Raw genomic sequence first — 16,675 nt, 5'->3', positions numbered from 1 at the left:
CAGCCGCGTTCGGATGAGGCAAATGCCTCGGTCCGCACGCGGCTTTTTTGACATTATATAAGTTGAACCGATGATTTTTACACGGAGTCACTACGTGGTCAGAACCATCTTCCGATCCCTGTTATCCCCGGATTTTTTTGATCCCCTTTTTTCAAAGGGAAATCCGGTGAAGCTTATGCTTCCGATGCAGCTTTCTTTCAGAAAGCTTTTAGACCGCTTCGCTTCTCCAGATTCTTCCTGCCCTCTCCGTTATTGTGTAGAAGCTGTTTCCCTTACATTGCGCAAAAGCCGGTACTGGAAACTTTTATGACCGGAATTGTGCAAAATACCCATATAATAGAGATGTGATCCGCATATAGAGCAGGGGGAAACAGACATGTATAAGGTTCTGCTGGTCGATGACGAATTTTTGATCGTGGATGGAATCGCCAGCGTCATGAATTGGAAGCAGCTCGGCACGGAATTGGTTGGCACCGCGCAAGACGGATTGGAAGCGCTTGCTTTTATTGAGCGCGAACGGCCGGACATCATCATTTCGGACATTCGCATGCCTGGCATGGACGGGCTGCAGCTCGTCGAGAAAGTAGCTTCGAAATACCGGGACATCTCGTTTATTATGCTGACCGGATTTACGGAATTCGAATATGCCAAGAAGGCGATGCAGTACGGGGTGAAGCATTATTTGCTCAAACCGTGCAGCGAAGAAAGCCTCGTGGAAGCCATCGGCGAATTGGTGGGCGAAAAGGACGAATGGACCGATCAGGAGCGGTTTGTGCAATCGATCCAGGCTAATTTGGAACGGGTGCTGCCGCATGCGCAGAAATATTTCCTGAAGGAGCTCGTCACAAACAAGACGTATGGCGCTAAGGAGTGGAAGCATTTTGGCGAGCTGTTCGGCGTGCAGTTCCGAAGCCAGCAGGTACGGCTGTTGCTGGTCGAAATTGAGGGAGAGCACGAATTCATGCATTTGTTTGCCATTCAGAACATTGCCGAGGATATCGTCCGTAATCCGATGCTCAGCACAACCGTCGGACGGCACGTATTGCTCATGATCGAGAATAAACTCACGGAAGATCAGCTCTTTCGCAGCATTGACGAAATCCGTGATACGTTTGCCCGATATTACCATTACGACCTGACGATCGCGCTGAGCGAGCCAGGGGAGCTGTCACAGGCACGGCAGTTGTACATGCAGACGCTGGTTTACCTGAATCATCGTTTCTACCTTGGGGAAGGCAGCCTTATCATGGAAAGGGACCTCCTTCCTCCCGAGGAGCGAGGACTGCCCGAATTCGAATTTGATCAGGAACGCCTCGTTACCTCCATTAAATCAGGGCACTGGCAGGAGGCCGAGAACGAGCTGGATCGCAGCTTCCGTTTGCTGACCGATCTGCGTTACGACATTTCCCAGACGAAGTCCTATCTCATCCAGATGTTCATGGAGATCATCCGCTTAACCGGCCCGGACGAGATGAAGAGGCATATGGAGCGCCTGCCCGGCATGATCGAGACGAGCACGCTTCTTTCGTTCCAGCAATTTCTGCTCGGCACGGCCAAAGACATTGCCATGCAGCGCTACAGACAGCAGCGATCAAGGCAGTCGCAAATGGTGCGAAGCGTCAAACAGCTGGTGGAAAAGCGGTACGGAGATGAGTCGCTTACGCTTCAGGCGATTGCGGCAGAGATCTATATGAACCCGGACTATATCGGCAAAATGTTCAAAAAGGAGACCGGCGAGAAATTCACGAACTACGTCATGCGTTACCGGATCGGCAAAGCGATGGAACTGCTGGAGCAGGATGGGGAATGCACGGTTTCCTCGCTTGCGGAGCAAACGGGTTTTGGGGCGAACTGGCCCTATTTCAGCAAAGTATTCAAGAAACTCACAGGCTTCTCTCCTTCGGAATTCAAAAAAGCGCCGTAACCCGATTCGTTCAGCCGGCTCCGTTCTTATGGGAATGTACCGTACAATTTATATAGTCGCACCCTGTATGCCCGTTATGGCGACAGGGTGTTTTTTTGTCGGACAGAACTCGGTTTTGAGCATTAACATATCGGAAATGGACATGGGAAGAACCGCTTCCGGATTTTATCATTATCCATATGAAGGTGAATGAACATCAGGAATGGGGGCAAGGAGAATGGAATTGAAACGAAGTCCGGTCATGCCATCCGGGCGTTTGAAACCATCCGGCAGATGGGGCGTCGTCAAAAAAGAATTGATCCGCAACAGGTACGTGTACATGATGCTCATTCCCGTCGTTGCCTATTATTTGATCTTCAGCTATGGGCCGATGTACGGGTTGCTGATGGCGTTTCAAGAGTCTTACAGTCCGGTCAAGGGCATCTTGTCCGGGACATGGATCGGGTTTGACAACTTCACGATGTTTTTTGAAAGCTATTACTTCTGGCGGCTGATCAAGAATACGCTCATTTTGAGCTTTTACAGCATCGTGTTCGGGTTCCCGGCTCCGATCATTCTTGCGCTGCTGCTGAACGAAGTGCGCAAAAAATGGTTCAGAAGCACCGTGCAAACGATCAGCTACATGCCACACTTCATTTCCGTCGTCGTCGTGGTCGGAATGTTGAAAACGTTCTCATCCTTGGACGGCGGACTGTTTAACGTCATTCGTGAATTTTTCGATATGCAGCCGATCATGTTTCTGGCGGAAAAAGACATGTTCCGGCCGATGTACATCCTGTCCAACATCTGGCAGGGCGCAGGCTGGGCGTCGATTATCTTTTTGGCCGCGCTTAGCAGCATCGATCCGCAGCTGTATGAGGCTGCCAAAATGGATGGCGCGGGCCGCTGGAGACAACTGCTGCACATTACGCTGCCGGGCATTCTGCCGACCATCGTCATCATGCTGATTTTGCGTCTGGGGGCGGTCATGAACTCCGACTTCCAGAAAATCCTGTTGATGCAGACCGCCCCTACCTATGAAACATCGGACGTCATATCCACTTTTGTATACCGGTCAGGCATATTGGAGGGGAACTATACCTATTCCACCGCCATCGGGTTATTCAACGGCGTCATCAATTTCTCTCTGCTTATTATCGCCAATGCGATCAGCAGAAAGCTCAATTCAACCAGTCTCTGGTGATCGGAAGGTGAAGCGATGAAACGGTCTATAGGGGAACGCGTCTTTGATGCGATCAATGCACTGGTGCTGCTCATGATCATAGTGATCTGCTTTTACCCGATGCTCTATGTGTTTAATTCTTCGATCAGCGACCCGGACCAGATGCTGCGCTCCAGGTCTCTGATGCTGCTGCCCGAGGGTTTCCAGCTCGAGGCATACAAGTCCGTGTTTAAGGATACGCGCATTTACACCGGGTACATGAACACGCTGTTCTATGTAGTCGTCGGTACGGCCATTAACCTGTTGATGACTTCGCTCGCGGCGTACGGGCTGTCGCGCAGCGATCTGATGGGCAGAAAAATGCTGATGCGCATGATCACGTTCACGATGTTTTTCGGCGGGGGCATGATTCCGACCTTCCTGCTCATTCAAAACCTGGGGCTGGTCGATACACGTCTGGCGATGATCATTCCAGGTGCCATCAGCACGTTTTATTTCCTTATCATGAAAACGAATTTTGAAGGCATTCCCATCAGCCTGATCGAATCGGCGAAGCTGGACGGGGCGAATGACTTCCGGATCCTGTTCCGCATCGTGCTGCCGCTGTCGAAGCCGATTCTGGCCGTCATGATGCTGTATTACGCGGTCGATCATTGGAACGATTATGTCGGCCCGATGTTATATCTGCGCAGCCAGGACTTGTATCCGATCCAAATTATTATGAGGGATATCTTGATCAGCAGCAGCACGGAGGCCATGGGGGCGGGAGCCGATACGGGCTTTGCCATCGGGGAAAACATCAAGTATGCCACGATTATCATCTCGACGCTGCCGATCATGCTGGTGTATCCGTTCATCCAGCGTTACTTTGTCCAAGGCGCCCTGATCGGTGCCGTGAAACAATAAATGATATTTTCGTTGCAATATCAGGAAGCTGACTGCGCATGATGCACGGCTTCCGATATTTATAAAATGACTTAATTGGAGGCGAACAACGTGAAAAAAAGAATGGGGTCCATCCTGCTGTCTTCCCTGCTGACGATGACACTGCTGGCAGGCTGTTCGGGAGGTGCGGAAGAGGAAGCAGCCAAGCCTGCGGAGAGCACGGAGCCTAAGGCCGAGGCACTGACCGAAATTCCGCTGCCGATTACAAGCGAGCCGTTCACCATTGATTACTGGCGGGCAAATGATGCCAAGCTGACGGCTTCCCTCGGCAATTTCGGTGAAATTGCCGCTTACAAAAAGAAGGAGGAGCTGACCGGCATCAAGGTCAATTTCACGCATCCGCCGCTCGGACAGCAGCGCGACCAATTCAATTTGCTGATTTCGACCAAGGAGCTGCCTGACGTCATCTATTACAACTGGGCCGATGCCGTGGGCGGGCCGGAAAAGATGATCAAAGACGGGCGTATCATTCGACTGAACGAACTGATCGACCAGTACGCTCCAAACCTGAAGCGGATTATCGAATCCGACCCGGACGTCAAGAAACAGATTGCGCTCGACGACGGAACGATTTACATGTTCCCGCTGCTCAAGCTGGACGCGCTCAAGCTGAATGCCACCTCCGGTCTGATCATTCGTCAGGATTGGTTGGATAAGCTGAATCTGAAAGCGCCTACAACCATCGACGAGTGGCATACGGTGCTCAAAGCGTTCAAGGAGCAGGACCCGAACGGCAACGGTAAGGCGGATGAACTCCCGTTCACCGGCAACTGGGGTCCCGGCAACCTGACGAAGCTGCACGATTTCGCTCCAGGCTTCGGCGTGATCGGCGGTTTTCAGATGAATGGCGACAAGGTTGAATTCGGACCGATCCAGCCCGGATACCGTGATTTCCTGGAAACGATGGCTCAGTGGTACAAGGAAGGGCTGGTCGACCCCGAAATCATGACCAATGACGGCAAAGCATTTGACTACAAAGTCACCAACAATCTGGCAGGAGCCTATCAAGGCGGCGTATTCAGCGGCATGGGCAAATATTTCAACCTGATGCGGGATACCAATCCGGATTTCAATGTAACCGGCGTAACTTCGCCGATATCGCCTGACGGAACGCCTTATGCCGCTTTTAATATGGAAACCAAAGTGTTGAGTTACGGCGAAGCCATCACTTCCTCTGCCGATGAGGACAAATTGAAATATATCGTGCAGTGGATGGATTACAATTACAGTGAGGAAGGCAGCGATCTGTTCAACTTCGGAATCGAGAACGAGAGTTACGTAAAGGATGGAGACGGTGTGAAATTCACCGAAACCATTACGAACAATCCCCAAGGGCTGACGTATGACCAGGCATTGGCTGCTTATGCGTTGTCCATCATGGACGGCCCGATCAACCAGGACAGCCGTTATTTGGACGCTTTGCTCTTCGATGATGGACAGCGAGCCGCCAACGAGGCATGGATGAAATCCAGCTCGGCACTCACGCTGCCCCCGATTCGCCTGTCGACGGAAGAAGCGAGCACAAGCACATCCATCATGAGCCAGGTCAACACGTATTTGAATGAAACGATGACGGCCATCATCAGTGGGCAGAAACCGATCACCGAATTCGACGCCATGGTGGAAACGATCAAAAGCATGGGCATCGATCGGGCCATCGAGGTGCATCAGGCTGCTTACGACCGTTATCAAGCCAAATAACTGTCTTGCATACTAGATGGCGATCGCAGGCGATATGCGGGAAACGGCTTCATCGGATGGGCAATATGCATTCATGGTCATACTTTGGCCGATCTTGTCCCAATTCGACAGAAAGTCTCCCCTCCATGTGATATAAGTAGTGTTAACACGTGGTGCAAAGGAGCGCACTTGCCATGACAGCCTACCGCAGATTAAGCATCAAAATGAAAATGTTTCTCATGATTATGCTCATGATGGCCCTGGTCATCACGCTGGCGTTCACTTCCCTGTATTACACGTACTCCGTTTACGACCGACAGCTGTATGACAAATCATCGAGGCTGCTGAACCTTTCATCCTCCACGGTGGATGTGGAGCTTAAAAAACTGGAGGCACTGTCCCTCGATATCATTTCGGATAACGTCATTCAGAAGGCGCTCAAATCACTGCTGCAGGACGAGACGGATTACTCAAGCTTCATCGAACGCAAGAAGATGACGGATCGGCTCTGGGAGCACATTAGCGGGACTGCACGATACGTGCAGTCCGTTCATCTGATTGATGCGCAAGGCATGGTGAACAAATATGGCGAGACGCTGACCGTGCCGCAGGAAAAATACGATCGAATGATTCAGGCCGCCGAACGGGCAGATGGCGCGGTGCGCTGGTTGTACCCCGATGACGACGATCCGATGCTGGTCCTGGTACGCCAAGTTCGGGCTTATGAACCCATGACGCTGGAGCCGGTCGGTATTCTGTTTCTGCGTATCCATATCGAACGGCTCGTCGAGGACTATGCCGGGATCGACAGCGAGGACAGCGACATCGTACTGAAGGCGGGAGACGAAGTCGTGTACCCCTACCGCAAGCTTCCAGAGTCAGTATCCTCCGGTTTGAAACCGCTTCCCGGAAGCGGTGGATATGAGATCAAAAATTTGAACGGAAAGGCTGTGTTCCTGGCCCAGAAGAAATCGGGACATACAGGCTGGAGCTATTACAACATGGTTTCTTACGAAGACGTGTTCCAGAGCGTCATCTGGCTGAAAAACGCGCTCGTCGTCGTGTATCTGATTGCCATCGTGTTTATGCTGGGACTGGGAATGGCGTTTGCACGCAGCCTCACCAAGCCGATTCGACAGTTGACTTTGCAAATGAAGGAAGTGCAGCACGGTGACCTTGGAAGCATGGATGCCAGCATCTCCATGCCGGCGTCCCAACAGATGGATGAGCTGGGGCTGCTGCAGCGCACCTATCGGCTAATGATCACGCGCATCAATACGCTGATTAAAGAAAATTATGCGAGTCGATTGGTCATTAAGGAAACCGAGTTCAAGGCGCTGCAGGCCCAGATCAACCCCCACTTTTTGTACAACGCGCTCGATTCGGTGCACTGGCTGGCCAAAAAAAACCGGCAGGAGCAAATATCCCGCATGGTGCTATCGCTGGGGTACCTGCTGCGCGCGTCCATCAGCTTCAAAAAAAACGTCATCACGCTGGCCGAAGAATTAGAAATCGTCAATCACTACATCACGATTCAAAAATATCGTTTTCAGCAGCGGCTCGATTTCCGATTGGACGTACCCGCTGCGTACCTTGGGTGCTCCATACCCAAGATGACACTGCAGCCGCTGATTGAAAATGCGATTCAATACGGATTGGAGCCCCAAGTCGGGCCATGTCTGATCAGGGTGTGGTCTGAGGTGCAGGCTGAGAATCTCATGGTCATCGTTGAGGACCATGGTCCAGGCATGGCCCCGGAATATGTGGAACGCGTGCTGCGCGGCGAAGTGGAAACGCGAGGCACCGGCATCGGGCTGCTGAATATCAGGGAGCGATTGCGTTTGTCTTTTGGGGAAGAGTACGATATTGCATTGGAGAGCAGGCCGGGATACGGAACCCGGGTTACGGTCATGCTGCCGCTGCCAAAGGAGGAAGAGCTGTGGGAAGATGGCTGCGAATGATCGGGATCATCGGCATGATGATCGCCCTTGCGGGATGTGTACCCCAGCTTGCCCATCGGCCCGGCATGATCGTGGAGGAAGAACCGGTTACGCTGCGCATAGCCTGGTGGGGCGGCGAATTTCGCAACGATGCGACCATTGCCGTTATCAAGCTGTATGAGGAGATGAACCCGCACGTACGCATCGAATACGAGTACAGCAGCTTCAACGAATATTGGAAAAGGATGGCCCCCCACGCAGCGGGCAATGCCTTGCCCGATATCATTCAGATGGACATTTCCTACTTGTCCCAGTACAGCTCGCTGCAGCTTTTGGAGGATTTGACGCCGTATATCGATAAAGGGCTAATCGACACGAAAGACATGGATCCTCAGCAGGTGCAAGGCGGAAGCATTGACGGCAAGGTCTATGGCCTTAGCCTCGGCGTCAATGCCATGTTAAGCATGTACGATCCGGAAGTCCTGAAGACGCAAGGGATCGAGGAGCCAACCGAGAAATGGACATGGGAAGATTTTGAACGGATGGGGGAGGAGCTGATCGGCAAAGACGTCTACGTGGGCACCTATTTCACCCCGGAACAGTTCTTTGCGTATTATCTGAGGCAGCATGGCTACAAGTTATATGACGAGGACGGCAAACGGCTCGGGTACGAGGATGATGCGTTGTTCGTCGACTACTTCGGCCGGATGCAGCGCTTGGCGAAGAGCAAGCTGATTTTTGCGCCAGACATTTGGACCGCGGACATCGGCAAGCCGGATAGTGATCCGTTCTACAGAGGCGAGGCGTTATTCAGCTGGGGATATTCGAATCAGTACATCAGCACCGTTCAGCGTTATGGCAAGCTTTTATCCATCGCGCCGATGCCGGGACCAGACAATGACAAAGGATTGTTTCTGAAGCCGGGCATGTTTTTCTCCATCGCGGGCAATTCCAGGCACAAGGAGGAGGCTGCACGATTCATCAGCTTTTTCGTCAATGATTTGGAAGCCAATATGCTGCTCAAGGGAGAGCGGGGCGTGCCCGTATCTTCCACTGTGAAAGAGCAGATGAAGCAGCTGGTTGAGCCTGAATTGGCGCGGGTATTCGAGTATATCGATTGGGTGGAAAACAACAGCAGTCCCATCGATCCTCCCGACCCTGTAGAGACGCCGGAAGTGACCCTGGTGCTGCGCGATTTATATGACCAGCTTTTATTTGGCCGGATTACGCCGGAAGAGGCGGCACAGCAATTTCGGGAACAGGCCGACGCCATTTTGGGCGGGGGGACCGTTCCTTAACGCAATACCAAAAGAAGGGGGGGGTCCGGGCTGCCCTTCCTTTGCGTAATTATGGGGTGTATGACGACGAAAACGAGTCAGCGGGCATACTTAATTCTGCGAAAATGGATAAAATGGTTGAAATCGCTGTCAACTCCGTCTATAATGATAGTGTCGAAACGTTTCAATGCATGGTTTTATAAGCTGTTTTTTTTAAAGCAACATGGGCGTTATTCCATCTTCTTCATTTTTTGAAGTTGTTTTGATGAACGAGCACCCACGTAGATGGGTGTGTATACTGGAATTCAAGCCGGCGCAAGCAGGTCCATTTTTTTTGGAAACACCTCGAAACGTTTCGAATCAAATGAGGGAAATCAATATCATGTTTTTGTATAGAATTAAGTGGTTGTTATAACCATTTACAGTATAAAATGTAGTTAAAATGAGATTTTGTTCTTGTAAGAAGGGGCGAACGTGGAATGGCAACGATTAAGGATGTGGCCAAGCTGGCAGGTGTGGCATTATCGACGGCATCCTATGCATTGAACGGGGACAGCAAGGTGAGTGCCAAGACCAGGGCTAAAGTGCTCGAGGCAGCACGGGAACTGAATTACCGCAAAAACGGCTTTGCCATGGACCTGAAGCGGAGCCGGACCAATACGATTGCGCTGATCCTGACCGACTTGTCGGGTCCGTATTATTCCGAACTGATCCGCAGCGTGCAGGACGTGGCGTTGGCTAACGGATACGATCTGATCGCGTGCAGCTCCATGGGGGGCCGCGATTCGACGGCCGTGCGGTTTTTGCGTGAGAAGAGGGTGGATGGAGCCATCGTTTTGGCGCATAACATCCATGACGATATTTTGGTGGAGTCGGCCGGGGAGCGTTTTCCGATCATCGTGATGGACCGCCATTTGTCCGGAGACCATCTGGTCAATGTACTTGTGGACGGGGAGCAGGGCGGATATTTGGCTACGCGTCATCTGATCCAAGGCGGCCACCGAACGATTGCTTATATCAGCGGGCCGTCCAATTCGTACGATAACGCTTTGAGATATCAAGGTTATATCCGGGCGATGCAGGAGGCTGGCCTGGAAGAGCGCTCGAAATGGCGCCTGAGCGGGAATTTCGTACGCGAGGGCGGGTATAGCGCAACCAAGATGATGATCATGCAAAAGGATCTTCCGTCGGCGGTTTTTTACGGGAATGACGAGATGGCGATCGGCGGATTGAAAGCGCTGGAGGAGAGCGGCATTCGGGTGCCGGAAGATATCTCGGTGATCGGCTTCGACGATATTCAGCTGTCGGAGTACGTGCACCCGCCGCTAACGACGGTACGCCAGCCCAAGCACGAAGCCGGATCGCTCGCAGGGCATTTGCTGTTCCAGATGTTGAATGGCGAAGCGGTCAACCCCTCCTATACGCTGACGATCGACATGGTAGAGCGCCGCTCTGTTCGTGCTGTGCAAGCCGAATCGGGTGTATCGCCTGCGTAGCTGCTGCCTGCAGGCCCACCCCATAATGGGCCTGGAAGGCAGCGCGTAAAGAGGTGTCAGTGGCTGAGTGCTGGAGCAGCTGAGTGTATATATGTATGCTGCCCCAATCATTGGGCAGCGCTTGGCAAGCTTGGCCAAATGGCCCATGGAGTGAGGCATAACTTCCGGTTCATGGGAAACAGCCTCATGACAATGCATAGGTAATATAGGTTCATCGATGGAAGTTTGCCTGCTCAGGTAAATTTCCAGAGGGACCTCTATTGTTTTCCAATAAAATCGAAACGTTTCGATTCATCGTTCTTTGTAGTACATTTCATTAAGGAGTGAGCCAATTGACAACGAAAACACATGAATCCATCCGTCTGAAGGCCGGGGACCTGACTTTTACTTTCATGAACAGCGGCGACCTGTACCAGGCTTCTTTGGGCAGCACGATGCTGAATCAACTGCTCGGCAATCCGCTCGACGGTTCTTTGAACAATCTGTACTTGCGGGTGTATGAAGGAGAATCCATTAGCGCGTATCCGCTGCTGGGCGTTCATTCCGGCAGCAAGCTGTCCCATGGTGGGGAAGCTGGCGATCAACTGATCTGGGAAGGCAGCGTACAGCCGGAAGGGGTCGGGCAAGCGATCGGTTATCGGGTCGTATTTACGGCAACCTCGCAAGGCGTGTGGTTCTGGGACGTGACGCTGAATGGACAACATGACGGCGTGGACGTCGTTTACGGGCAGGATATCGGTTTGGCCGATCCGGGAGCCGTGCGCAGCAATGAAGCGTATCTGTCGCAGTATATCGATCATACGGTATTCGAGGATGAAGCGAAAGGATACGTCGTATGCTCCCGTCAAAACCAACCGCAAGGCGGTGCATTTCCGTACATGCAGCAAGGCTCGCTCACGAGGGCGGTTGGATACTCCACGGATGGCTTTCAGTTCTTCGGATTGTCCTATAAGGAAACGAATGAACCGGAAAGCTTGAAGCATGCCAAACTGGCCAATGAAACGTATCAATATGAGTTTGCTTACACGGCCCTGCAATCCGAACTGCTGAAGCTGGACGGCGAAGCACGAGTGGTGTTCTACGGATTGGCCAAACCGGATCATGCTGCCGCCATCACTGCATTGGAATATGGAGAAGAGATCGAAGCTGCTTGGGAATCCGTGCAAAACCGCAGCCTGAAAAGCGGCGAAACGTTGGAGCAAGTGAAGCGCTCCTCCATGATCGGCGAACCTCTGGCTGCGCTCGACATGTCCGAAGAAGAGGTGCAAGCTTTGTTCCCGCAGCGCCATCAGGAAGAGCGCGGCGAGGGCAAGCTGCTGTCCTTCTTTACGGAGAACTATGAGCATGTTGTGCTGAAAGCGAAGGAATTGCTGGTGGAGCGTCCGCACGGTCATATTCTGATGAGCGGGCGCAACGTGAAGCTCGGAACGCCGGTCATTACGACGACTTCGTATATGTACGGTATTTTCAATTCCCAACTGGTCATCGGCAACACCAATTTCAACAAAATGATGAGCAATGCGCGGAACGCGTTGAACGTGCCAAAAACGGCAGGACAGCGCATCTACGTGGAAATGGACGGGAAATACCGCCTGCTGACGATGCCATCCCTGTTCGAAATCGGCTTCAACTACGTGCGCTGGATGTACAAAACCGCATCCGACATGATCGTGGTGACGAACTATACCACAACTGATGCAACAGAAGTGCGCCTCAACGTAAGTTCTGCCAGCGGCAAGGCATACCGTTACCTGGTGACCAACCAGATCACGATGAACGTAAACGAGTACGAATATCCGCTGCATATGGTGCAGGAAGGCCAAGTGCTCGTGTTTAAGGCCGATCCGAAAGCGATCAGTTCCTCGGCGTATCCAGGGCTGCAATACCGGTTATCCGTGGAAGGTGCATCCATTGCCGCAGGGGACGAGACCTTACTGGCGAGCGGCGTAGGAAGCGGAAGCGCGTCTCTCGTCGTGTTAAGCCTGGATAGCTCCAGCGAATGGACGATGACGATTGAAGGCGTTTTGGAGCAGGGCGCGAACGGCACAGCCGAGGCGAAGGCGCTGTCCTTTGAGGAAGAAGTGCAGGCATACCGCGAATTTTTCGCAGGGGTGATGAACGGGTTCCGCCTGTCCCGCGGAGAAGGACAAAGCGCGGAGGATCTCTTTAAAGTCAACGCACTGGCTTGGTGGTATACCCACAACATGCTTGTTCACTACTCCGTACCTCATGGACTGGAGCAATACGGCGGTGCCGCATGGGGAACGCGCGACGTATGTCAGGGACCGGTGGAATATTTCATGGCTACCCAGAAATACGAGCAAGTCCGGGACATCATCAAAATGGTGTACACGCATCAATACGAAGACGACGGCAGCTGGCCGCAATGGTTCATGTTCGACAACTATTATGCGATCCAGCAGGAAGAGAGCCATGGCGACATTATCGTTTGGCCATTGAAAGTGCTGGCAGACTATCTGACGTCGACCCGCGATTATGCGATTTTGGACGAGAAGGTTCCTTATACGGTTAAACATGAGTTTGGATTTACGGACGAAACGTTCACGGTGCTGGAGCATGCGAAAAAAGAGATCGAGTACATTCGTACCCATTTCCTGCACGACACGTTCCTGTCCTCGTACGGCGACGGCGACTGGGACGATACACTCCAGCCGGCCAATGCACAGCTGAAGCAATACATGGTCAGCAGCTGGACCGTGGCCTTGACGTACCAAGCGATGAAGGTGCTGTCCGGGGCGCTGCAACAGAAAGACGCGGCCTTTGCCGAAGAGCTGGGCGCTTTGGCCGAAGGCATTCGCGGCGACTTCAACCGCTATATGCTCGGCACGGACGTGATTCCTGGCTTCGTATACATGGAGCACGCCGACCAACCGAAATTGATGCTGCATCCAACCGACGAAGAAACAGGCATTCAGTACCGTCTGCTGCCGATGACGCGCAGCATGATCGGCGAACTGTTGACGCCGGAGCAAGCCGAAGCGCACTATGCTTTGATTCGCGAGCAGTTCCTGTGCCCGGACGGCGTTCGCCTGATGAACCGCCCCGCACAGTATGCCGGCGGCGTTAGCTCGCATTTCAAACGTGCGGAGCAGGCGTCCAACTTCGGGCGGGAAATCGGCCTGCAGTACGTGCATGCCCACATCCGTTACGTGGAAGCGATGGCGAAGCTGGGCAAAACCGATCAAGTGTGGGACGGCCTTGCGATCATCAACCCGGTCGGCATCGGCGAAGTGGTGCCGAACGCGGAGATTCGCCAAGCGAATGCGTACTTCAGCAGCTCGGACGGCAAGTTCAACACGCGTTACGAGGCGCAGGAGCATTTCGAACAGCTCCGCACGGGAGCCGTTCCGGTCAAAGGCGGATGGAGAATCTACTCCAGCGGCCCGGGGATCTACATGAACCAGCTGATCTCCAATGCGCTGGGCATTCGGCAGGACGGCGGCGATCTCGTAATCGACCCGGTGCTTCCTCCCGAATTGGACGGCATGCAGTTCGAATTCGAGTACGCCGGTACCCCCGTAACCTTTGTGTACCACCTGAACGGCAGCACGGGTGTGCAGCGCGTAGCCGTGGACGGCAAAGACGTATCCGGTGAGCAAACGAATAACCGTTACCGTCAGGGCGGCCTCTGCATTTCGCTGGACAAGTTCAGACAGGCAAGCAGCAGCACTGAGCGTGCAGTTGTTGATATCTACATGTAAAGTTAACAAAGTGGCGAATGCCTTGGTTCCACAATCTGTGGGACTAAGGCATTTTTTCGTAGTTTTGTAGATTGAAAGACATAAGAACTGAATTCATTTGAAAGAGAAGATGTGTTGTGAAATTATGTATTTAAATGTATGATTTTGTATCATCAAGAATCTGGACTTGGTATCGATTTTCCCAATACTTATGTCCCGTTGGTAAGTGTTCTTGGGGCAGGGAGGTGGATGGCATGAATGGAAGGTTGGGGTTGGACCAATTAGCGCGGATCTCCAAATTCATTGCCGAATTGAATGTGCAAAAGAGACACCATATCGGTTACGTAGGTGATCAGGAAGACGAAATCCTTAAAACCCTTCATGAGGAATTTAATGGGGAAGGAAGGTGGGAGCGTTATTTCACGCAGGTATTGGAAAATGATCGCATCATCGGAGTGCTGGGGCTGAACATCGATGAAGAAACCGGGAATGCGGAGATGTGGGGGCCCTATATTGACGGTACTGATCAAGATTACATAACCGTTGCTGCTGATTTGTGGAACCGTGGCATCGCTAAAGTTGGGAGTGAAGTTAGGGAATACCATGGATTCTACAATAAGGAGAATGTTCGAGGTCACGAGTTTATGGAATATTTACAGGCCAAAAAAATGGGCGGGCATATGATCATGAAATTGAAAAAGCCTGAATGCTCCTGGAGCTTGGATCACGCTGTTCAGAAGATTTCTCCTGAGTGGCATGAAGACTTTATTCGTTTGCATGCCAGAACGTTCCCGAATACGTATTATAATGCGGAAAATGTGCTGCAGCTTGCCAATAAAGAAGACAACAGATTATATGTTGCCATCGTCGAAGGGGATTTTGCAGGGTATTGTTATACTGAAGCTGAGCCGGATTTTCAGGAAGGCAACATTGAGTATATAGCCGTAGATGAACAGTACCGAGGGAAGGGAATCGGAAAAAATTTGCTTTATGCCGCGCTCAATGACCTGTTTTTCAAAGATTCGATCCATGAGGTATCTATCTGTGTGGATGAATTCAATGCAGCTGCGGCGGGGTTATACCGATGTGCCGGCTTTTATACAGATAATGTGCTGCAATACTATAAAGTGACGATTGGATAGCCAAAAGACGAGTGGTAAAAGGATTGATCCTCCTATGGGCATAAGGAGAATCAATCTTTTTTTATCGCAAAGGTACGGCGAGTAAGGTGTGCAGCAGGTCATTATGCCGAAACGCCTTCGTAACGTAGCCGTGCTGTTCCAGCCAGCGGCACAGCTCGTCCAGCAAAGGGAAATGGCGCTCCCTTACGGCGCGGAGCATTGCTTCATCGCCTGCTGCTTCCGCCGCACGGACGTATCGCTCACGGTATGCCGCGTCGACATACATGAGATCGGTCAGACCGATGCGTCCCCGTGCGGTGAGGACACGCTGCATCTCTTGCAGCGCCAGCTGCTGCTGATCCGGACTCAGGTGATGGAAGGCAAAGCTGGAGACGAGAAAATCAAACGACCGATCGGCAAAGGGCAGCGCCAGAAAATTGCCCAGTCTCACCTGCATCTCCGGATATTTGGTGCGGCAGGCGCGAAGCATTTCCCGGGACTGGTCGATGCCAGTTATGATGGCACCGCGTTCCAGCAGCTTTCCGGCCAGATTGCCCGTGCCTGTGCCGATATCCAGGCCCCTTTCGCCCTGAGCCGGGCTGATCCAGTTAGCCGTTTGTTCCAGCGCCTCGTTATAGTTGTCATAGAGAGAAAAGGAGGAATCTTCCCCGGCATCGGCGTGCCCGATGCTTCCGTTTACCTCTTCCGGAATGCATCCGCAGGCAGATCCGTCCTCCGCTTCCGAGGCAGCCGAAGCAGATGTTTGATGCTCTGTATTCGATGGGAGCTGCTCCTCCGTGGTTCTTCTGCCTGCGCTACGGACACGCTGGTCATGAATGGCGGCTTGTTTGTCGTAATTCCAGCGGTCGTGCCAGTTCTGCCGCGCTTCCCTCAGGCGGCGCGCACTTTGAGCCAGATCATGGAGATGGCTGACGTTCAGAGGCCCGTCCGAGCGGTTGATATCGATCATGCGCTGGGTCGTATCCAGCATGCGTTTCAATTCGACCCACTGGGCATACATAACGGCTTGCTGCAGCTCCAGGTATTCCTCAAGCTTCTGCGGGTTGCCGCGATCAATTTCGGCCAGTGCCTGGGCGATGTCTTGAATGGACATGCCGATCTCGCGCAGGGCGGATATGGTTTGTAAACGCCAAATATCGTTCTCCGTATAGATGCGGTAACCGTTCTCCGGTTGTTTGGCAGGCCGAAGGAGTCCTTTTTCCTCATAGAAACGAATGGCCCTGGCCGAAATGCCAAGCCGGTCGGCAGCTTCCTTGATATTCATCGCCCTTACCTCCTGCTGTGATCTCCGTTGAGCCTAAGTATAAACGATTACGTTACGTCAAGGTTAAGAGTTAAGGAAGGGATTTTAGCTGCAGGTTTGAGCTATGCTACAATACATGGACAAGGGAAGAATGAATGCAGGAAA

10 protein-coding genes are annotated in these 16,675 nt (G+C 52.3%); 9 read left to right on the top strand and 1 reads right to left on the bottom strand.

What is annotated here, in order from left to right; all coding sequences use genetic code 11:
• Positions 1–376: 376 nt before the first annotated feature.
• From SNR34_RS28815 to SNR34_RS28775, 9 genes are all read left to right on the top strand, one after another.
• Positions 377–1,924, top strand: a complete 1,548-nt coding sequence (locus SNR34_RS28815; protein ID WP_486180714.1) for a response regulator — start codon at positions 377–379, stop codon at positions 1,922–1,924.
• Positions 1,925–2,165: 241 nt separating this feature from the next.
• On the top strand, positions 2,166–3,107 hold the full coding sequence (locus SNR34_RS28810; protein WP_486182527.1) for an ABC transporter permease: 942 nt from the start codon (positions 2,166–2,168) through the stop codon (positions 3,105–3,107).
• Between the two features lie 15 nt (positions 3,108–3,122).
• On the top strand, positions 3,123–3,992 hold the full coding sequence (locus SNR34_RS28805) for a carbohydrate ABC transporter permease (protein ID WP_236413116.1): 870 nt from the start codon (positions 3,123–3,125) through the stop codon (positions 3,990–3,992).
• Positions 3,993–4,082: 90 nt separating this feature from the next.
• Positions 4,083–5,732, top strand: coding sequence for a type 2 periplasmic-binding domain-containing protein (locus SNR34_RS28800; RefSeq protein ID WP_339275016.1), 1,650 nt, complete (start codon positions 4,083–4,085; stop codon positions 5,730–5,732).
• A 173-nt stretch (positions 5,733–5,905) separates the two neighbouring features.
• Entirely contained in the window at positions 5,906–7,672 is a 1,767-nt protein-coding gene (locus SNR34_RS28795; protein WP_343261869.1) for a sensor histidine kinase, read from the top strand.
• Positions 7,651–8,949, top strand: a complete 1,299-nt coding sequence (locus SNR34_RS28790) for an ABC transporter substrate-binding protein (RefSeq protein WP_486180713.1) — start codon at positions 7,651–7,653, stop codon at positions 8,947–8,949. Before SNR34_RS28795 ends, SNR34_RS28790 begins: the two co-directional genes overlap by 22 nt.
• Positions 8,950–9,407: 458 nt before the next feature.
• Positions 9,408–10,424, top strand: coding sequence for a LacI family DNA-binding transcriptional regulator (locus SNR34_RS28785; RefSeq protein ID WP_236413112.1), 1,017 nt, complete (start codon positions 9,408–9,410; stop codon positions 10,422–10,424).
• Between the two features lie 332 nt (positions 10,425–10,756).
• Complete coding sequence (locus tag SNR34_RS28780) at positions 10,757–14,146, top strand: GH36-type glycosyl hydrolase domain-containing protein (protein ID WP_486180712.1); 3,390 nt, start codon at positions 10,757–10,759, stop codon at positions 14,144–14,146.
• Positions 14,147–14,280: 134 nt separating this feature from the next.
• A complete protein-coding gene (locus tag SNR34_RS28775) occupies positions 14,281–15,267 on the top strand; it encodes a GNAT family N-acetyltransferase (RefSeq protein WP_486180711.1) in 987 nt (328 codons plus the stop codon).
• A 61-nt stretch (positions 15,268–15,328) separates the two neighbouring features.
• Here SNR34_RS28775 and SNR34_RS28770 read toward each other — a convergent pair whose 3' ends face one another.
• Positions 15,329–16,531, bottom strand: coding sequence for a MerR family transcriptional regulator (locus SNR34_RS28770; protein ID WP_486180710.1), 1,203 nt, complete (start codon positions 16,529–16,531; stop codon positions 15,329–15,331).
• Between the last annotated feature and the right edge of the window lie 144 nt (positions 16,532–16,675).

This window comes from Paenibacillus sp. XP01 (assembly GCF_057364885.1).
The sequence above is the reverse complement of the archived record's forward strand: the minus strand, read 5'-3'. Positions and strand labels throughout refer to the sequence as shown.